We start from the raw sequence: 18,990 nt of genomic DNA, 5'->3' as shown, positions 1-18,990 counted from the left end.
TCCCCTGGCCGTGCCCTCCCCGGCGTGACGGCCGTCCATGTCCGTCCGGAGGTTTCCACAGATGACCATGACCGCCCTCGGAGAGCCCTCGGTGCTGCTCAAGTTAGGCGAGGTGGTTCTGAAGGGCCGGAACCGCGAGATCTTCGAGATGCGCCTGCGGGCGAACATCAAGCACGCTCTCAAGGACCACCGGGTCGACATCCGCCAGCGGCACGGGGTGATCGCCCTGTTCCTGCCCGCGGGGACCGAGGTGGAGGAGGCGGAGGTGGTCGCGGCCCGCGTGGCCGACGTGCCCGGCATCGTGCTGGTCCACCTGGCCTGGCGGGTGGCGAAGGACACGGACGCGATCACCAAGGCCGCGATCGAGCTGATCAGGGACAGCGACGAGGTGGCCCGCAAGGCGCGCTTCGCCGTACGGTCGCGGCGTCGCGACAAGCGCTTCCCGCTGCGTTCGAACGAGCTCGACCGCGTGGTCGGCGGGGCGATCAACGACACCTACGGGCTGCCGGTCGACCTGAGCAACCCGGAGCTGACCGTGCACATCGAGGTGGACAAGGACGAGGCGTTCCTGTTCACCGGCGGCCGGCCGGGTCAGGGCGGCCTGCCGGTCGGCTCCAGCGGCCGGGCGCTGGCGCTGCTGTCCGGCGGCATCGACTCCCCGGTCGCCGCCTACCGCATGATGCGGCGCGGCCTGCGCGTGGACTTCCTGCACTTCTCGGGCATCCCGTTCACCACCTCCGAGTCGATCTACAAGGCGTACGCGCTGGTGCGCAACCTGGACAAGTTCCAGGGCAAGTCGCGCCTGTGGGTGGTGCCGTTCGGCAAGGCACAGCAGTCGATCAAGAACTCCGGCCAGGACCGGCTCGCGGTGATCGCGCAGCGGCGGCTGATGCTCAAGACGGCCGAGGAGGTCGCCCACCGCATCCACGCCGAGGCGCTGGTCACCGGCGACAGCCTCGGCCAGGTCTCCTCGCAGACCCTCACCAACATCACGGCGCAGGACCACGCCGTGGACCTGCCGATCCTGCGTCCGCTGATCGGCCTGGACAAGACCGAGATCATGGCCGAGGCCCGCAGGATCGGGACGCTGGAGATCTCCGAGCTGCCCGACGAGGACTGCTGCACGCTGCTCGCGCCCCGGCAGGCCGAGACCCGCGCGAAGATCGAGGACCTCAAGCAGATCGAGAAGCGCCTGGACGCCGAGGACCTCGCCGCCCAGCTGGCCGATTCGATCCAGCCGTACAAGCTCGACGTCTGAGCCCGCGTCGTCCTCCGGCGCCGCCGGGGCCCGGGGCCGCGTGACGCGGTTCCCGGGCCCCGGCGGACCGGTCCGGCCGGGACGGGGTCAGGCGGGGATCGGGGACGCCGCCGTCGCGCCGGCGGTCGTGACGGTCGCGGTGCGGCCCACCAGCGGGGGGAAGTCGCGCATGACGGCCGCGAGGTCGTCCAGGTCGCCGTTCACCAGGGCCTGCGGGCCGTCGCACAGGGCCTGCTCGGGGTGGGGGTGCACGTCGACGATCAGGCCGTCCGCCCCGACCGCGACGGCGGCCCGCGACAGCGGCAGCACGAGGTCGCGCCGGCCGCCCGAGTGCGACGGGTCCACGATCACCGGCAGGTGCGACAGCCGCTGGACGACCGGGACCGCCGAGATGTCGAGCGTGTTGCGGGTGGCGGGCTCGTAGGTACGGATGCCGCGCTCGCACAGCACGATGTCGAGGTTGCCGCGCTGGGCGACGTATTCGGCCGCCATCAGCCACTCCTCGATGGTCGCCGTCATGCCCCGCTTCAGCATGACCGGCTTGCCGGCCGCGCCCACGGCCTGCAGCAGCGCGAAGTTCCCCGCGTTGCGGGTGCCGACCTGGAGCATGTCGGCGTACGACGCGACGAGCGCCACGTCGTGGGCGTCCACGACCTCGGTGACGATCGGCAGCCCGGTCTGCTCGCGCACCTCGGCCAGGATGCGCAGGCCCTTCTCGCCCAGCCCCTGGAAGGCGTACGGCGAGGTGCGCGGCTTGTAGGCGCCGCCGCGCAGCAGCGTCGCGCCCGCCGCCTTGGCCATCAGCGCGGCCTCCAGCGTCTGCTCCGGCGTCTCGACCGCGCACGGGCCCGCGATCAGGGTGACGGTGTCCGGGCCGATCGGCACGCCGCGCACGGTCACCGTGGAGCGCTGGGGATGGTTCTCCCTGCTCACGAGCTTGTACGGAGTGGAGACCCGCACGACGTCCGCGACGCCCGGCATGGAGCGCAGGTTCAGTGTGGCGAACTGCTCGACGTCGCCGATGAGGCCGACGATCGTGCGGTTCACGCCGCGGCTCGCGAACGCCTTCCCTCCGGCGGCGGCCACGACGCCGGCGATCGCCTCGACGTCGTCCTGCGTTGCCTCGGGGGTCATGACGATGACCATGGTGACTCCTGTCGCTGTGAACGGTGCGGGTCCGGAAAAACGACGAAGGCCCCGGGTCCGTGTGGACCCGGGGCCTTCGTTCGCCGTGGCTGTCAGCGCAGCGCATGGAGGCGATCGGTCCTCACGGGTCCGTCGCCATACCAAAACGACCAAGCGGTGCGCATGTGACGCAATATAGCGCACGCTTCCATGATCGTGCCGCATTCGCACGCCCGGGGGCCGGTGTGGTCGTCCTCCGGGCGGATGGCAGGATGGCGTGCGTGCCGGAGAACCCTGAGGAGGAGACGCGCCTGCCGCCGGGCCAGTACGTCCCGCGCGGACGGCCCGTCGTCCACTACGGGCGGGTCCCGGCGTTCCGCCCCGAGACATGGCGTTTCCAGGTTTTCGGCGCCACGGCCTCGGGCCGGGTCCACGAGTTCTCGTGGGAGGAGTTCTCCGCGCTGCCCAGGATTACGGTCGTCGCGGACTTCCACTGCGTCACCAAGTTCTCCCTGATGGGCAACGAGTGGGGTGGCGTTCCCACGTCGGCGCTGCTCGACCGCGTCCCCCCGGCGCCGGGCGTGCGCCACGTCATGGTGTGGGCCGAGTACGGCTACAGCGCCAACATGCGCATGTCGGACTTCGACCGCCCAGCCACGCTGTTCGCCACACACCTCGACGAGACCCCGCTGTCCCCCGAACGCGGCTATCCCGTACGGATCGTGGTGCCGCACCTGTACGCCTGGAAGAGCGTGAAGTGGGTGCGCGCGGTCGAATACCTGACCGAGGACCGGCGCGGCTTCTGGGAGGAGCGCGGCTACCACAACGTGGCCGATCCCTGGAAGGAACAGCGCTACTCATACCAGGAGGACCCGGGCGACGGCCCTCCGTGAGGCCGCCGAGCGGCTACGGTGTCCGGCGTGTCTTCAGCCGTCTGGGTCACGCTGTGCGCGCTCTGCGGGGTCTGCGGCGGCGTGCTGGCCCGCACCCTCGCCTGCCGCGGGCCCGCCCCCGGCGAACTGCGGGGGGAGGGGACGTTCCTCGCCCTGCGCGTCGCCGGGCTGGCGGCCGGCTCGCTGCGCGCCGGGCTGACCCGCGGCTCCGCCCGCCGCGCCGCACGGCACCTGCGGACGTTGCTCGGCACGGCAGGCCTCGTGGTCGCCACGAGCGACCGCGTCCTGGCCAGGGACGGCACGGGCGCGCCGGCGGACGAGGCGGTTCTCGCGGAGGTGCGCGCGACCATGGAGGGCGGCAGGCCGCGCCTCGTCTCCGCCCCCGGCGGCGACCGGCACGGAGTGGTCGTCCCCCTGACCGTGGAGGGCAGGGCGGTCGGCGCGCTCGCGGCGTACGACGCCGAGATCGGCACCGGCCTGGTGCGCACGGCCGCCGAGGTGGGCCGCTGGATGTCCGGCCAGCTCGAACTCGCCGAGCTCGACGCCTCCCGCAGGCGCACCCTGGAGGCGGAGGCGCGGGCCCTGCGGGCGCAGATCTCGCCCCACTTCGTGTACAACTCGCTGACCACGATCGCCTCGTTCGTCCGGACCGATCCCGAGCGCGCCCGCGAGCTGCTGCTCGACTTCGCCGACTTCATCCGCTACGCGCTGCGCCGGGCGGCCGACTTCACCTCGCTGGCCGACGAGCTGAGCTGCGTGGACCGCTACCTGCTGCTGGAGCAGGCGAGGTTCGGCGACCGGCTGCGCTTCACCGTCCAGGTCGCTCCCGAGGTGCTGCGGGTCGACGTGCCGTTCCTGTGCCTGCAGCCCCTGGTGGAGAACGCCATCAAGCACGGCATGCCGGGGGAGGTCCGGGTCGTGATCAGGGACGCCGGGCCGGAGGCGCACATCTGGGTCGAGGACGACGGCGTCGGCATGGACCCCGAACATCTGCGGGCCGCGCTCGCCGAGGAGAGCAGCGGGATCGGGCTGAGCAACGTGGACCTGCGCATGCGCCACCTCTACGGCCAGGACTACGGGCTCATGGTCGAGACGGCGCCCGGCAAGGGGACCCGCATCCGGCTGCGCATCCCCAAGGCCCGCTCCCGCCCCGTCCCGGCCCGCTCCTGAACCCCGGCGGGGAACGGGCCGGGGAGCGGGGGCGACGGCGACCGGGGGTTCAGCCGGTCAGGATCGGGAGCCGGAGGACGAACCGCGCGCCGCGCGGGGAGTCCTCGACGCACAGGCTGCCCTCGTGCGCCACCGCGATCGCCCGGCACAGGGCCAGGCCGAGGCCGCTGCCGTCGGGATCGAGGCGCCGCCCCGCCTCCAGCCGGATGAAGGGTTCGAAGATGCGCTCCCGGTCCTTCTCGTCGACACCGTCGCCGTCGTCCAGCACGACCACCAGCGCCTGGTTCCCGGCGCGCTCGGCGCTCACCTCCACCTGACGGATGGCATGGCGCTGCGCGTTCACCAGCAGGTTCGTCACGATGCTGGCCAGCTGCACGCGGCTGCCGAGGACGTGGACGTCCGGCTCGGTCCTGCTGCGCACCGGCACGCCCGTGGTGCGCGCCGCCGCCTCGGCGCGTACGAGCGCTCCGAGGTCGACCGGCTCGGCCGAGCACGGCGTGTTGCGCAGCCGGGCGAAGGCGAGCAGCTCGTCGATGATCTGCTGCATGCGCTCGGCGGCCGGCAGCGCCCTGACGATCGCCTCCCGTGGGTCGATCTCCGGGAAGAGCAGCGCCTCCTCCAGTCCCGTGCGCAGGCCGGTGAGCGGGGACTTGAGCTCGTGGGACACGATGGCGGCGAACTCCCGTTGCCGCGTGACCGCCGACTCCAGCCGGTCGAGCGTCTGGTTCGCGGTGTGGGCCAGCCGGGAGACCTCGTCCCGGCCGGACGGCTGCGGCACCCGCATGGACAGGTCGTTGGCGGTGATCTCCGACATCCGCTGCCGGATCGCGTCGATGGGGCGCAGGATGCGGCCCGTCCCCCGCCAGGTCGTCCACGTCCACAGGGCCACCAGCAGCACTCCGCCGACGCCGACGAGGAGCTCCAGCCTCCGCCCGCGCAGGGCGGGCGGCTGGTCCGTGCCGGCGTAGACGAAGTGGGGCTCGCCCTGCCAGAGCTCCCCGGACTGCAACGACGGGACCCGGGCGGCGGTGAGCATGACGCACCGCTCGCTCCCGGGGCACTCGGTCACGTCGTGGATGCGGTTCTCCTCGGTCGGCCTGACCGTGCTCATCGGCTGGTCTCCGACCATGGGCCCGGCCGTCACCACCTGGCCCCGCGAGTCGACGAGCTGGACGAGCGGGACCCGCGCCGTCGGCGTCGGCGGCGGAACATGTCCGCGTTCCATCAGGCCGATCCACTCGGTCGCGACCCGGCGGGTCTCCCTGAAGATCTCGGCTTCGAGCCGGTGCCGGACGAGCAGGCACAGGCCGACGCCGATCACCACGGCGAGGAGTACGGACACCGTCGCCACGGTCAGCGTCACACGCGCCTGGATGGAGTTGGAGAGAGGAGGGAGCGTGACCGGCCTGATGCTCATCCAAGTTCCTCATTGGCTTGGTATTGCTGTCAACGGTAAGCGGCCCTAGTAGACAAAATGGCTGCTAGACGCCCAAAGCCGGATAGTTCTATCTAGTCTTGGCCTGGACCTTGCCTCGGAATCGCGGGTGACGGTGGCGGAGAGTATCGGGAATGTCACCTACCGCTCAGTCACCTCTTGCGCGGAGGGCTGAACACGCGGCACGGTGGACGCCATGCTGCGTGTCCTCGCGGTGGACGACGAGGTCCCCGCCCTGTCCGAGCTCGCCTTCCTGCTCCGCCAGGACGCCCGGGTGGAGCACGTGAGCACGGCGACCGACGGCGGGGCCGCCCTGCACGACATGGTCCAGATGATCGCCGACGGGGAGCGCCTCGACGGCGTCTTCCTCGACGTGCGCATGCCGGGCCTCGACGGCCTCGACCTGGCCCGGCTCATCGGCGGGTTCCCCGCGCCTCCCCGCCTGGTCTTCGTCAGCGCCCACGACTGCGCGGTCCAGGCGTTCGAGCTGGAGGCCGTGGACTACCTGCTCAAGCCCGTACGCCCGGAACGCCTGGCGGAGGCCGTACGCCGGCTCTCGGCCGCCGTCGCGCCACCCGGCGCCGAGGAGGACCTGGAGACGATCCCGGTCGAGCTCGGGGGCCGCACGAAGTTCGTGGCCCGGCAGGACGTGTGCTACGCCGAGGCTCACGGCGACTACGTCCGCCTGCACACGGCCGAGGCCGTCTACCTCGTGCGGATGTCCCTGGCGGCCCTGGAACGCCGCTGGGCGGGCGCCGGGTTCGTCCGGGCCCATCGCAGCACCCTGGTCAACGCCCGGCACGTCAGCGAGCTCCGCTTCGACGCCGGGCGGGTGGTCCTGCAGGTGGGCGGCGAGACGCTGCCGGTGAGCAGGCGGCACACGCGGCAGGTGCGCGAGCAGCTCGTCCGGCAGTTCCGTCCCTGAGCCTGCGCGCGCCACCCGCACCGTAGGGCGCGTCAGGGGCGAGCCGGGGACACGACCATGCCGCTCTCGAAGGCGCGGGTCACGGCGGCGGCGACGCCGTGCCGGGGGAGCAGCCCCTTCTCGGCCGCCTCCCACCCGGTGTAGGTGAGGGCCCACAGCACCTGCTGGATCCACTCGGCGCTGACGCCGGGGTCGAACACGCCCTCGGCCTGGCCGCGCTCGATGAGGGTGACGGTGGTCGGCACCGACAGATCGGGCTCGAAGCAGGCCGTGAACTCCTCGAGCACCCGGGGGTCGCCGAACAGGAACGCCAGGCGGTCCCCGGCGTCCACCAGGGCGGCGATCAGCCTGCGCATCGCCTCGATCGGCGGGCCCTGGTCGATGGCCGCCCCGGCCGTCGATTTCTCCACCACGCGGAAGGAGTCGACGACGGCCGCGTTCACGAGGTCCTGCCGGTCGGAGAAGTAGCGGTGCAGCGTGCTGCGGCCGATCTGGGCGGCTTCGGCGATGTCCGCGAGCGTCGCGCCGCGGTCGCGGGCGAGAACCGAGGCCGCCGCAGCGAGGATGGCACGGCGCGTACGGCTGCGCGTGCCCGATTCCCTGGTGTCGGTCACCTCCGGAAGGCTAGCAGCGCCTCCATTAGGAGACGATCGCGGTTGATAATGAGACATCGAAGTCTCATTATGAGGTGATGAACTCTTACTCAATCGTCGCCGAGGGGCTGGGCAAGCGCTTCGGCGACACCAGGGCCCTCGACGGGTTCGACCTGAAGGTCGCCGGCGGGAGCGTGTGCGCGCTTCTCGGCCCGAACGGCGCGGGCAAGACCACCGCCGTCCGCGTGCTCACCACGCTGGCGCGGCCGCACTCCGGCCGTGCGCTCGTGGCCGGGTTCGACGTCGCGCGCCGACCGGCCGAGGTGCGCCGCCGCATCGGCCTGGCAGGACAGGAGGCCGCCGTGGACGAGATCCTCACGGGACGGGAGAACCTCGAGATGTGGGGGCGGCTCCACCACCTCGGCGCGGCGGCCGCGCGACGTCGCGCCGGCGAGCTCCTGGAGCGGTTCGGGCTGGCCGAGGCGGCCGACCGGCGGGTCAGGCACTACTCCGGCGGCATGCGGCGGCGTCTCGACCTGGCCGCCGCGTTCATCCAGGCCCCGCGCGTGCTCTTCCTGGACGAGCCGACCACCGGGCTCGACCCCCGCGGCCGCACGGAGGTCTGGCGCACCGTGCGCGCCCTGGCCGACGCCGGCAGCACCGTGCTCATGACGACGCAGTACCTCTTCGAGGCCGACCAGCTCGCCCGGCAGATCGCGGTGATCGACGGGGGGCGCGTGATCGCGGACGACACCCCCGAGCGCCTGAAGTCGCTGATCGGCGGCGACCACCTCGACCTCGTCGTGCGCGATCCCGCCCGCCTCGGCGACGCCGCCGCCGTCCTCGCGGGCGTCGCGCAGGCCGAGCCCGTGGCCGACGCGGACGCGCGCCGCCTGACCGCCCCCGTGCGCGACCGCGTCGCGGCGCTCACCACGGTCGTACGCGAGCTGGAGCGGCGCGGCATCGAGGTCGAGGACGTCTCCCTGCGCCGTCCGACGCTGGACGAGGTGTTCCTGAGCCTGACGGCGGAGGCGGCCGCGTGAGCGCCCTCGCCGCCCCGGACGCGCCGCCTCGGTGGAGCGAGCGGCTGCGCTGGACGCTCTCGGACGCGTCGGTCATCGCCCGCACCAACCTCACGCACTGGGTCCGCAACCCGGCCGCGGTCCTCAATCTGACGCTGTATCCGATCGTCATGGTCGTGCTGTTCGGCTACGTCCTCGGCAGCGCGATGAACGTCGCGGGCGGCGGCGACTACCGCGAGTTCCTCATGCCGGGCATGTTCTCCCAGACGATGGCGATGGGGGTGATGACCACGATGACGGTGGTCAGCCTGCAGACATCCCGCGGGGTGACCGACCGCTACCGCTCGACGCCGATCTCACGGCCCGGGGTGGTGCTCGGCCGCGCCTTCGCCGACATCGTCAACTCGGTGCTCGAACTGCTGATCCTGCTCGCGTGCGGCCTGGTCGCCGGATGGAGCTGGCACCGGGGGATCGGCGACGCTCTGGCCGCCGTGGGCCTGCTCCTCCTGCTGCGCTTCGCGCTCATCTGGGTGGGGATCTACCTCGGGCTGGCGCTCACCCCGGAGGCGGCGAGCGCGGCCTGGCTGCCGCTGCTGCCGCTCACGATGCTGGCCAACACCTTCGTGTCCCCGGCGCTCCTGCCGGGCTGGCTCGGGGCGATCGCGGAGTGGAACCCGCTGTCGGCGACGGTCGCCACCTGCCGGATGCTGTTCGGCAACCCCGGCTGGCAGGGCGACTCCTGGGCCGCCGAGCACGCCCTCACGCTGGCGATCGGCTGGCCGCTGCTGATCACGCTCGTCTTCCTGCCCCTGTCCGCCCGGCGCTACCGCCGCCTGGGCGGCTGAGCTGTGCCCACTTGAACCGTGCACCCTCGTCGGGGGGCACGCGCCCGGCGGGGGGCGCCTTCGCGCGCCCCGATCTACCGCTCGTCGTCTTCGGGGGCCCGCTCGTCGCGCGGGAGCGGGCCGCATGGCGCTAACTAGAGACCGCTCGTCCGAAGGGCCATCCCGCCCCCCGACTACACCTCGTAGTCTTTCGCACGTCGCAAGACACGCGGGGTAATCACAAAGTGAGCAGGTTGTCACCGAATGGTTACCATGCGGGGCCCTACTCGGGGGGGAAGGGCCCCGCCAACGCGTATCGGGGGGTGCGCGGCGATCCGGCCATACGGGGGCGCCGGATCGCCGCGAACGCCCCGGCCCGGCGCACCCCATCCCAGCTCACTGCGGAAGGGCCCCAACCCCGCTCGTCCCGGAAGGGCCGCTGCCCCCGGACGCCCGGTCCCCGCTGTGGCCCGGTTCCCGCTGTGGCCCGAAGGACCGGAACGCGAGCTGGTCAGTCGCCGCGCAGCTTCTTGAGCAGCTCGATGTCCTCGCGGTGCTTTTCCACCTTGCCCGGCGTCTCGATGCAGACGGGCACCCCGGCGGCCGTGGGGTGGCGCATCAGCTCGCCGAACGCCTGGGCGCCGATGTGCCCGGCCCCGATGTTCTCGTGCCGGTCCCGCTTGGAGCCGCAGGGGTCCTTCGAGTCGTTGGCGTGGATCAGCTTGAGCCGGCCGGGGGCGACGTCGTTCAGCGCGTCCATCATCTCCTTCACCCCGCCCGGCGCGGCCAGGTCGTGTCCCGCGGCGAAGGCGTGGCAGGTGTCGAGGCACACGCCGACCTTGGGGTGGTGGTCCAAGGCCTCCAGATAGGGGCCGAGGTCCTGCACGGTCGCGCACAGCATCTGGCCCTGGCCCGCCATCGGTTCGAGCAGCAGGTCGGGGCCGTCGTCCCCAAGCTCGTCCAGCACCGGCAGCAGGTGCTCGTGGATCTGGCGCATGGCGGCCTCGCGCGACTGGCTCACGGCGGAGCCGGTGTGGACGACCACGCCGAGCGCGCCGGTCTCGGCGCCCCTGCGCAGGGTGTGGCGGATCACCGCGATCGACTTCTCCAGGGTCTCCCGCGTCGGCGACCCGCAGTTCACCAGATAGGCGGCGTGCAGGAAGACCGGTACGCCCGACTCGCGGAGCTTGGCGTCCTCCGTGGGGTTTCCCTCGCTGAGCGCCCAGCCCCGCGGGTTGGTGACGAAGACCTGGATCATCTCCGCGCCGATGTCGGCCGCGTACTTCAGCCCGCCCTTGGCGAGACCGCCGGCGACGAAGACGTGTCCGCCGATGAGATTGGAAGGAGTCATGATGCCCCCCAGATTATTGGCACAGAGCGTTGGCACAGAGTGTTGGCACGGGCATTGGCACAGGACGTCGGCGCAGGCCGATGCCGTCCCCTTGTCACAACGTACAAAGCGGCCCCCGGAGCAGGGCGCCCGGTTCGGACTTCGCGCCGCTGGATTCGCCCCGGGCCCGGCGGTTGACTGACGGGCATGCGCGAACTCAGCCGGGAGGACCTGCGGTCCTGCTGCGCCTCCGCCAGGTGGGTGGAGGCGGTCGCCGCACGCGGGCCGTTCCGCGACCCCGACGGGCTCCGGCGCGCGAGCGAGGCCGCTCTTTCGGCGCTGGCCTGGGACGACGTGCTGGAGGCGCTGGCGGCGCACCCGCGGATCGGTGAGCGGCCCGACGGCGCGGGACGCGAGGCCGCGTGGTCGCGGTCCGAGCAGTCCGGGACCGCGGACGCCGGCCGGGAGGTGCTCGTCGCGCTCCGCGAGGGCAACGCCGCCTACGAGAGCCGCTTCGGTCACGTCTACCTGGTCTGCGCGACGGGCCGGGAGACCGGCGAACTGCTGGCGCTGCTGCGCGACCGGCTCGGCAACGACGAGGAGACCGAGCGCAAGGTCGTCAGGGACGAGCTGTCGAAGATCGTCGCGTTGCGGCTGGCCAAGCTCTGGGAGGGCCGGTGAGCCTTTCGACGCACGTGCTCGACACCGCGGCGGGGCGACCGGCCAAGGACCTGTTCGTACGGCTGTCGCGGCGCGCCGCGCACGGGTTCGTGCCGGTGGCGGAGGGCCGCACCGACGGCGACGGCCGCATCCGGGAGTGGACCCCGCTGGGCCGGGAGTGGGACCCGGCCGGGGATCCGCGCCCGGGGACCTACCGGCTCGTGTTCGACACCGGCGCCTACCTGGGGGACGAGGCGTTCTTCCCCGAGGTGAGCGTCGTGTTCTCCATCCGGGAGGCCGGCGAGCACTACCACGTGCCGCTGCTGCTGAGCCCGTTCGCCTACTCGACCTACCGGGGGAGCTGACGTGGCCGTTCTGGGGCCGAACAGGTATGGCAAGGCCGAGACGCGAGTCGTGCGGGTGACCCGGCACGGCGACGCCCACCGGATCAAGGACCTCACGGTCAGCACGTCGCTGTCGGGCGACATGACCGAGGTGCACCTGAGCGGGGACAACTCCGCCGTCCTGCCCACCGACACGCAGAAGAACACGGTCTTCGCGTTCGCCAAGAAGCACGGTGTCGGGGCGATCGAGGACTTCGCGCTGCTGCTGGCGCGTCATTTCGCGGACTCCCGGCCCGCGATCCACCACGCCCGGGTCGCCGTCGAGGAGCACGCCTGGGAGCGCAACGGCGCGTTCGGGCACTCGTTCGTCCGCGCGGGCCGCGAGGTCCGTACCTGCGTGGCCCACTACGACGGGACGACGGCGTGGGTGGTCTCCGGCCTGCGCGATCTCGTCGTGCTCAACACGACCAACTCCGAGTTCTGGGGCTTCGCCAAGGACGAGTACACGACGCTGCCGGAGACCCGCGACCGCGTCCTGGCCACCGCGGTGGACGTGGCGTGGCGGCACGCGGACGCCTCCCAGGACGTGACCCAGGACTGGGACAAGACCTACGAGAACGCGCGGGCCGCCCTCCTCGCGGCCTTCGCCGACACCTACAGCCTGTCGCTGCAGCAGACGCTGTACGCCATGGGCACCCGGGTGCTGGCCGAGTGCCCGGGAGTCTGCGAGGTGCGGCTGTCGCTGCCCAACAAGCACCACTTCCTGGTGGACCTCGCGCCCTTCGGGCTGGACAACGACGGCGAGGTCTTCTTCGCCGCCGACCGGCCGTACGGGCTGATCGAGGGCACGGTGCTGCGCGAGGACGCGCCCGCCGCCGGCCCGGCCTGGGAGTAGCCGATGGACTTCCTGCGACCGCCGACCTGGCCGGACGCCCTGGCGCTGAAGGCCGAGCGGCCCACGGCGACACCGATCCAGGGCGGCACCGACGTCATGGTGGAGATCAACCTCGACAAGGGCCGTCCCGCCGCCCTGCTCGACCTCACCCCGATCCCCGAGCTCCGGGAGTGGTCGCGGGAGGGCGGCGAGATCCGCGTGGGCGCGGGCGTGACCTACTCCCGGCTGATCGCCGAGCTCGGGACCGACCTGCCCGGCCTGGCCCAGGCCTCCCGCACGGTCGGGTCGCCGCAGATCCGCAACCGGGGCACGGTCGCGGGCAACCTCGGCGCGGCCTCGCCCGCGGGCGACAGCCATCCGCCGCTGCTGGCGTGCGGCGCGGTCGTGGAGGCCGAGTCGGTGCGCGGCACCCGGCTGATCCCGATCCGGGAGTTCTACACCGACGTGAAGCGCAACGCCCTCGCTCCCGACGAGCTGATCCGCGCCGTGCGCGTCCCTGTCGCCACCGGCCCGCAGTACTTCTCGAAGATCGGCACCAGGAACGCCATGGTGATCGCGGTCTGCTCGTTCGCGGTCGCCGTCGACCCGGGCGAGCGGCGGGTGGGCACCGGCATCGGCTCGGCCGCGCCGACCCCGCGCCACGCCCCGCAGGCCGAGGACTTCGCGTCGGGGAGACTGGACTGGGAGGGCCACGGCCCGCTCGATCCCGGCGTGGCACGCCGCTTCGGCGAACTCGTGGCCGCGTCCGCCGCGCCGATCGACGACGTGCGGGGCCGCGCCGCCTACCGCACGCACGCGCTGGCCGTGATGGCGCGCCGCGCGCTGGGCTGGGCCTGGGACGACTTCAGGGGGAGCGCGTGATGAGGGTCAACGTGACCGTGAACGGCCGCCCGATGACGGCTGACGACGTGTGGGAGGGCGAGAGCCTGCTGTACGTCCTGCGCGAGCGGCTCGGCCTGCCGGGCGCCAAGAACGCCTGCGAGCAGGGCGAATGCGGCTCCTGCACGGTGTATCTCGACGGCGCCCCGGTCTGCGCGTGCCTGGTCGCCGCCGGGCAGGCGGAGGGACGCGAGGTGGTGACGGTCGAGGGGCTGGCCGTCGGAGGCGGGCCCTCCGGTGAAACCGGTTTGCACGAGGTGCAGCGCGCGTTCGTGGACGCGGGGGCCGTGCAGTGCGGCTTCTGCACCCCCGGTCTCGTCGTCCAGGCCCACGCGCTGCTCGCGGGCGCGGAGGGGGTGCCGCCGGACGCCGACATCCGGGAGGCCCTGGCCGGCAACCTGTGCCGCTGCACCGGGTACGAGAAGATCCTCGACGCGGTCCGCCTCGCCGCCTCCCGCCGCCACCCCCACCCCCCGCCGTGATCTTGTAGTTTGTCGCACTCGCGCGCCGCCCCCTGCGCCGGAACCCTCCGTGATCATGCAGAAAATCGTGCTCGCCGCACCTGACCAGGGAGTCTCCATTGCGTGATCTCGCACCACGAGGAGTGGTCATCGAGAACGCCTACGTCGTCCCGGTCGTGGGAGAGGAGATCCCGTCCGGCCACGTCGTGGTGGAGGACGGCCTGATCACCTCGGTCGGCCCGGGCCCGGCGCCGGTCGTGCCGGAGGGGGCGGAACGCGTCGACGCCTCCGGCTGCCTGGCCACCCCCGGCCTGGTCAACACCCATCACCACCTCTACCAGTGGGCGTCCCAGGGGGTGACCCCGGACGGCACGCTGTTCGAGTGGCTGGTGGCCAGCTACCGGCTGTGGGCCCGGATGGACGCCGAGGTGGTGTCGGGCGCCGCGACGGCCGGGCTGGCCTGGCTGGCCCTGTCGGGCTGCACCACCTCCACCGACCACCACTACGTCTTCCCCAAGGGCAGGGGAGACCTCTTCGAGGCGGAGATCGAGGCTGCGCGGCGGGTCGGGCTGCGCTTCCACCCCTGCCGGGGGTCGATGGACCGGGGGGCCTCGCAGGGAGGCCTGCCGCCCGACGAGGTCGTGGAGGACGTCGACGAGATCCTCCGGGCCACCGACGACGCGATCCGCAAATTTCATGATCCGTCGTTCGGGTCGATGCTGCGCGTCGCGGTCGCCCCCTGCTCGCCGTTCTCGGTCAGCGGGGAGCTCATGACCCGCTCGGCCGAGCTCGCCCGCTCCCACGGCGTACGGCTGCACACGCACGTGGCGGAGACGGCCGACGAGGACGAGCACTGCAGGGAGCAGTTCGGCGTGCTGCCCGTCGAATACCTCGACCGGCTCGGCTGGCTGGGCCCCGACGTGTGGCTGGCCCACTGCGTCCACCTGACCGACAAGGACGTGCGGCGCTTCGGCGAGACCGGCACGGGTACGGCCCACTGCCCGTCGTCCAACGGACGCCTCGGCGCGGGTATCGCCCGCATCTCCGACCTGCTGGCCGCGGGCGCGCCGGTCGGGCTCGGCGTCGACGGCGCGGCGTCCAGCGAGATGACTCCGCTGGCCGGGGAGATCCGCATGGCCGTGCTCATGCAGCGGGCCCGGTACGGCCCGCGCGCGCTGACCGCCCGCCAGGCCCTGGAGATGGCCACGCTCGGCGGCGCCCGCTGTCTAGGCCGGGAGGCCGAGATCGGCTCACTGGAGCCCGGCAAGCTCGCCGACGTGGCGCTGTGGCGGCTCGGCGGCTTCCACGCCGCGATCGACGATCCCGTCGTCGCGTTCGCGTACGGCCCGACCCCGCCGCTCGCCCGGCTGCTCGTGGGCGGCAGGACCGTCGTGGACGGCGGCGAGCTGCGCACCGTGCCCGGAGAGGAGGCCGCGCGGGCCGGGGCCGCCGCCCATCGGAGGCTCACCACCATGGATCATGTCTGAAACGTTCCCGGACACGATCGAAGGGCCACAGGTGAGCCACACCATGACAGGACACGTCGTCATCGCGCCGGACAAGTTCCGGGGGTCGCTGACCTCGCCCGAGGTGGCCGCGCACGTGGCCGCGGGGTTGGGTGACGTCCCCGTCGTCGAGCTGCCGGTGGCCGACGGGGGTGACGGCACCGTGGACGCGGTCGTGGCGAGCGGGTTCACCCGGGTCGAGACGGAGGTGACCGGGCCGGTCGGCGATCCGGTGCGGGCGAGCTACGCCGTGCGGAACGAGCCCGGCGCACGGGCCGCCGTGATCGAACTGGCCGAGGCGTCGGGCCTGCGCCGGCTCCCTGGCGATCCGGCGCCGCTGACCGCCAACAGCCGCGGCACCGGCGAGCTGATCGCCCACGCCGTACGGCACGGCGCGACGCGGATCGTGCTCGGCCTGGGCGGCAGCGCCTGCACCGACGGCGGCGCGGGGATGGCCCAGGCCCTCGGCGTGCGGCTGCTTGACGCGGCAGGAGACGACCTGCCCGCGGGCGGGGCCGCGCTGCGCGACCTGCACAGCATCGACGCCTCCGGCCTGCTGCGCGGGTTCGAGGTGATCGTGGCGAGCGACGTGGACAACCCGCTGCTCGGGCCGTACGGCGCGGCGGCGGTGTACGGCCCCCAGAAGGGCGCGAGCCCGCAGGACGTGGCCGTGCTGGAGGCCGGGCTGGCCCGGCTGGCGGCCGTCGCCGCGCACACCCACGGCCTGGCGGGCGCCGCCGAGCACGACGGCGTGGTGCGGGCGATGGGGGTGGCCGGGCGGCCGGGGGCGGGCGCCGCCGGTGGGGTGGGCTTCGGCGCGCTGACGTTCCTCGGCGCGGAGATCCGGCCCGGCATCGGCTATCTGCTGGACCTCGTGGAGTTCGACCGCCACGTGGAGGGAGCCCGGCTGGTGATCACTGGTGAGGGCTCGATCGACGAGCAGACCCTGCGCGGCAAGGCCCCGGTGGGCGTCGCGGCCGCGGCGGCCAAGCACGGCGTGCCGGTCGTGGCCGTCTGCGGGAGGCGCACCGTCGGCGACGACGAGCTGCGCGCGGCCGGCATCGAGGCGGCGTACGCGCTGACCGACATTGAGCCCGACGTGCGGCGGTGCATGGCCGAGGCCGGGCCGCTTCTCGAACGGCTCGCGGCCCGGATCGCCACCGCGCATCTGGTGCAAGATCACAAACGGACAATGCCCGGGTCGTGAGGGGAGAGGCGGGTTTCGTGCATGATCACGGAGGTGATCGCCGCAGGTCGGCGGCATGGTCTGCGACAAACTACAAGATCACGGGGGGAGGGGGGGAGTACGACCTGGTGGTGAGGTCCCGGCGGACCGTCACCCCGGAGGGGGAGCGTCCACTGGCCGTCGCCGTGCGCGGCGGCGTGATCGCGGCCCTGCGCCCGTACGACGAGCCGCCGGCGGCGGAGGAGTCCGCCGACCTCGGCGACCTGCCGCTGCTGCCCGGACTGGTCGACTCCCACGTGCACGTCAACGAGCCCGGCCGCACCCACTGGGAGGGATTCGCGACCGCCACCAGGGCGGCGGCGGCCGGGGGCGTGACCACCATCGTGGACATGCCGCTCAACTCGCTGCCGCCGACCGTGGACGTGGCGGCTCTGGAGGTCAAGCGGAAGGCCGCCGAGGGCCGGTGTCACGTGGACGTCGGCTTCTGGGGCGGCGCGATCCCCGGCAACCTCGCCGGCCTGCGGCCCCTGCACGAGGCCGGGGTGATGGGCGTCAAGTGCTTCCTGTCCCCGTCCGGAGTGGACGAGTTCCCCGCGCTCGACCGCGACGGGCTGCGGGCCGCGCTGGCGGAGGTGGCGTCGTTCGACGGCCTGCTGATCGCCCACGCCGAGGACCCCGGGCTGCTGGCCGAGCCCGGCGGCCCCGCGTACGACGACTTCCTCAGGTCCCGCCCGCAGGAGGCCGAGCGCAGGGCCGTCGAGCAGGTGATCGCCCTCGCGGCGGAGACCGGCGCGCGGGCGCACATCGTGCACGTGTCGGCCGCCGCCTGCGTCGAACCGCTGCACGCCGCCCAGTCGGCCGGGGTGCGCGTCACCGCCGAGACCTGCCCGCACTACCTGACCCTGGCGGCCGAGCAGGTCACCGGGCCCGCCTACAAGTGCTGCCCGCCGATCAGGGAGGCCGCCAACCGCGACGCGCTGTGGCGGGCGCTCGCCGACGGCGTGCTCATGGGGATCGTCTCCGACCACTCCCCGTCGACGCCCGACCTCAAGGTGCCCGACTTCGCCGCCGCCTGGGGAGGGATCTCCTCGCTTCAGGTCGGCCTGCCCGTCGTGTGGACCGCCGCCCGCGCCCGCGGCCACGGCCTGGCCGACGTGGCGCGCTGGATGGCCGAGGGGCCGGCCCGCCTGGCGGGCCTGCCGCACAAGGGGGCGATCAGGGAGGGCAACGACGCCGACCTCGTCGCCTTCGACCCCGACGCCGGGTTCACCGTGGACGTCGCGGCGCTCCACCACCGCAACCCGGTGTCCCCCTACCACGGCGCGCGGCTGGCGGGCGTGGTGCGCACCACCTGGCTGCGCGGCACGCCCGTCGATCTCGCCACGCCGCGCGGCCGGCTGCTGACGAGGGGAGCGCGATGACCGGCTTCACCCGCCTGCCCGACCTCGCCCTGCGCACGTACGGCGGGTCGGTCGTGGCCGCCAACGACGAGTCGTTCGCCGAGCGGGAGGCCCTGATCCGGCCGGGACCGGCCGAGTTCCGGCCGCACACCTTCGGCGCCAAAGGGCAGGTCTACGACGGCTGGGAGACCCGGCGGCGGCGCGAGCCCGGCCATGACTGGGCGATCGTGCGGCTCGGCCTGCCGGGGATCATCAGGGGCGTGGTCGTGGACACCGCGTGGTTCCGCGGCAACTACCCGCCGTACGCGTCGGTCGAGGCGTGCGCGGCCGAGGGCTACCCCTCGCCGGAAGAGCTGGACGGCTGGGTGGAGATCGTGCCGAAGAGCCCGCTGAAGGGCGACGCGGTCCACGAGTTCGCCGTGACCGACCCCCGCCGCTTCACCCACGTGCGGCTGAACATCTTCCCCGACGGCGGCGTCGCGCGGCTGCGGGTCCACGGGCGGGTCGTGCCCGACCGGGCGTTCCTGGAGGGCCTGACGGCCGACCTCGCCGCGCTGGAGAACGGCGGCCTGGTGACGGCGTGCTCCGACGAGTTCTACTCCTCGCCGAACAACGTCCTCGCGCCCGGCCTGGCCCGCAACCAGGCCGAGGGCTGGGAGACCGCCCGCCGCCGCGACGGCGGCAACGACTGGCTCGTGGTCGCCCTGGCCGGGCCGGGCCGGGTGGCGGTCGCGGAGATCGACACGACCAATCTGGTGTTCAACGCCCCCGGCTGGGCGTCGCTGAAGGGGGCGGACGCGGACCGGGCGCCGCTGGAGGACGAGGACGCCTGGTTCCCGCTGCTGCCCAGGACCCGCCTGCAGCCCGACACCCGCCACCGCTTCCGCCTCGACGACGACCGCCGGATCACCCACGCCCGGCTCGACATCTACCCCGACGGGGGCCTCGCCCGCCTCCGCCTCCTCGGCACCCTCGCCCCCTGGTCCCCGTCCTGACGCCGGGCTTGACGATCCACGCTCAGGAGTGGGCACCGCACCGCCGGTGAGTGGGGCGGCGGCCGACGGCGCGCGGGCGGCGACCCGGGG

At 73.1% G+C, this 18,990-nt stretch carries 19 protein-coding genes; 15 read left to right on the top strand and 4 right to left on the bottom strand.

The window, feature by feature from the left end; all coding sequences use genetic code 11:
• Positions 1-61 precede the first annotated feature (61 nt).
• The gene (gene thiI / locus ACIBK1_RS26235) at positions 62-1,258 is read left to right on the top strand and encodes a tRNA uracil 4-sulfurtransferase ThiI (RefSeq protein WP_036407118.1); all 1,197 of its coding nucleotides are present in this window, start codon (positions 62-64) and stop codon (positions 1,256-1,258) included.
• 87 nt (positions 1,259-1,345) lie between these two features.
• Here the strand turns inward: thiI and aroF are convergent, their stop codons facing one another.
• Positions 1,346-2,404 (bottom strand): 3-deoxy-7-phosphoheptulonate synthase, encoded by a 1,059-nt coding sequence (aroF, locus tag ACIBK1_RS26230; protein WP_030508942.1) that lies wholly within the window; start codon positions 2,402-2,404, stop codon positions 1,346-1,348.
• A gap of 251 nt (positions 2,405-2,655) precedes the next feature.
• Here aroF and ACIBK1_RS26225 point away from each other — a divergent pair, with 251 nt between their 5' ends.
• Positions 2,656-3,276, top strand: a complete 621-nt coding sequence (locus tag ACIBK1_RS26225; protein WP_030508943.1) for a sulfite oxidase-like oxidoreductase — start codon at positions 2,656-2,658, stop codon at positions 3,274-3,276.
• 27 nt (positions 3,277-3,303) lie between these two features.
• On the top strand, positions 3,304-4,446 hold the full coding sequence (locus ACIBK1_RS26220) for a sensor histidine kinase (RefSeq protein WP_363531357.1): 1,143 nt from the start codon (positions 3,304-3,306) through the stop codon (positions 4,444-4,446).
• A gap of 49 nt (positions 4,447-4,495) precedes the next feature.
• On the opposite strand, the gene ACIBK1_RS26215 is transcribed toward ACIBK1_RS26220, so the two are convergent.
• Positions 4,496-5,863 (bottom strand): sensor histidine kinase, encoded by a 1,368-nt coding sequence (locus ACIBK1_RS26215; protein ID WP_030508945.1) that lies wholly within the window; start codon positions 5,861-5,863, stop codon positions 4,496-4,498.
• Between the two features lie 214 nt (positions 5,864-6,077).
• Between ACIBK1_RS26215 and ACIBK1_RS26210 the strand changes: the two genes are divergently transcribed.
• Positions 6,078-6,806, top strand: a complete 729-nt coding sequence (locus tag ACIBK1_RS26210) for a LytR/AlgR family response regulator transcription factor (RefSeq protein ID WP_030508946.1) — start codon at positions 6,078-6,080, stop codon at positions 6,804-6,806.
• Between the two features lie 32 nt (positions 6,807-6,838).
• On the opposite strand, the gene ACIBK1_RS26205 is transcribed toward ACIBK1_RS26210, so the two are convergent.
• A complete protein-coding gene (locus ACIBK1_RS26205) occupies positions 6,839-7,420 on the bottom strand; it encodes a TetR/AcrR family transcriptional regulator (RefSeq protein ID WP_030508947.1) in 582 nt (193 codons plus the stop codon).
• Positions 7,421-7,497: 77 nt separating this feature from the next.
• Here ACIBK1_RS26205 and ACIBK1_RS26200 point away from each other — a divergent pair, with 77 nt between their 5' ends.
• Together ACIBK1_RS26200 and ACIBK1_RS26195 are read left to right on the top strand one after the other, a co-directional pair.
• Positions 7,498-8,442 (top strand): daunorubicin resistance protein DrrA family ABC transporter ATP-binding protein, encoded by a 945-nt coding sequence (locus ACIBK1_RS26200; RefSeq protein WP_030508948.1) that lies wholly within the window; start codon positions 7,498-7,500, stop codon positions 8,440-8,442.
• Positions 8,439-9,266 (top strand): ABC transporter permease, encoded by an 828-nt coding sequence (locus tag ACIBK1_RS26195; RefSeq protein WP_030508949.1) that lies wholly within the window; start codon positions 8,439-8,441, stop codon positions 9,264-9,266. The genes ACIBK1_RS26200 and ACIBK1_RS26195 overlap by 4 nt, the downstream gene beginning before the upstream one ends.
• A 490-nt stretch (positions 9,267-9,756) precedes the next feature.
• On the opposite strand, the gene ACIBK1_RS26190 is transcribed toward ACIBK1_RS26195, so the two are convergent.
• Positions 9,757-10,596, bottom strand: a complete 840-nt coding sequence (locus ACIBK1_RS26190; RefSeq protein WP_030508950.1) for a deoxyribonuclease IV — start codon at positions 10,594-10,596, stop codon at positions 9,757-9,759.
• Positions 10,597-10,782: 186 nt separating this feature from the next.
• Here ACIBK1_RS26190 and uraD point away from each other — a divergent pair, with 186 nt between their 5' ends.
• The 9 genes from uraD to alc all read left to right on the top strand — a co-directional run bounded on the left by uraD (position 10,783) and on the right by alc (position 18,900).
• On the top strand, positions 10,783-11,256 hold the full coding sequence (uraD, locus tag ACIBK1_RS26185) for a 2-oxo-4-hydroxy-4-carboxy-5-ureidoimidazoline decarboxylase (RefSeq protein WP_030508951.1): 474 nt from the start codon (positions 10,783-10,785) through the stop codon (positions 11,254-11,256).
• Positions 11,253-11,600 carry a hydroxyisourate hydrolase gene (gene uraH, locus ACIBK1_RS26180; protein WP_030508952.1) on the top strand — a complete coding sequence of 116 codons (348 nt, stop codon included), beginning with the start codon at positions 11,253-11,255 and terminating at the stop codon, positions 11,598-11,600. Before uraD ends, uraH begins: the two co-directional genes overlap by 4 nt.
• A 1-nt stretch (position 11,601) precedes the next feature.
• Complete coding sequence (gene pucL / locus ACIBK1_RS26175) at positions 11,602-12,474, top strand: factor-independent urate hydroxylase (protein ID WP_396738334.1); 873 nt, start codon at positions 11,602-11,604, stop codon at positions 12,472-12,474.
• Between the two features lie 3 nt (positions 12,475-12,477).
• On the top strand, positions 12,478-13,335 hold the full coding sequence (locus ACIBK1_RS26170) for an FAD binding domain-containing protein (protein ID WP_396738331.1): 858 nt from the start codon (positions 12,478-12,480) through the stop codon (positions 13,333-13,335).
• Positions 13,335-13,835 (top strand): (2Fe-2S)-binding protein, encoded by a 501-nt coding sequence (locus tag ACIBK1_RS26165; RefSeq protein WP_076432050.1) that lies wholly within the window; start codon positions 13,335-13,337, stop codon positions 13,833-13,835. The genes ACIBK1_RS26170 and ACIBK1_RS26165 overlap by 1 nt, the downstream gene beginning before the upstream one ends.
• Positions 13,836-13,933: 98 nt before the next feature.
• The gene (locus ACIBK1_RS26160; protein ID WP_396738327.1) at positions 13,934-15,301 is read left to right on the top strand and encodes an 8-oxoguanine deaminase; all 1,368 of its coding nucleotides are present in this window, start codon (positions 13,934-13,936) and stop codon (positions 15,299-15,301) included.
• Positions 15,302-15,344: 43 nt separating this feature from the next.
• Complete coding sequence (locus ACIBK1_RS26155) at positions 15,345-16,526, top strand: glycerate kinase (protein ID WP_396738324.1); 1,182 nt, start codon at positions 15,345-15,347, stop codon at positions 16,524-16,526.
• 107 nt (positions 16,527-16,633) lie between these two features.
• The gene (gene allB, locus ACIBK1_RS26150) at positions 16,634-17,926 is read left to right on the top strand and encodes an allantoinase AllB (protein ID WP_363531390.1); all 1,293 of its coding nucleotides are present in this window, start codon (positions 16,634-16,636) and stop codon (positions 17,924-17,926) included.
• Positions 17,923-18,900: an allantoicase gene (alc, locus tag ACIBK1_RS26145; protein WP_396738320.1), complete on the top strand. Its 978-nt coding sequence runs from the start codon at positions 17,923-17,925 to the stop codon at positions 18,898-18,900. Before allB ends, alc begins: the two co-directional genes overlap by 4 nt.
• Positions 18,901-18,990 lie beyond the last annotated feature (90 nt).

Origin of the sequence: Microbispora rosea (assembly GCF_044460045.1) — a bacterium.
Classification (GTDB): domain Bacteria; phylum Actinomycetota; class Actinomycetes; order Streptosporangiales; family Streptosporangiaceae; genus Microbispora; species Microbispora rosea.
Note: the sequence above shows the minus strand (reverse complement) of the source record. Positions and strands in the feature narration are given on the sequence as shown.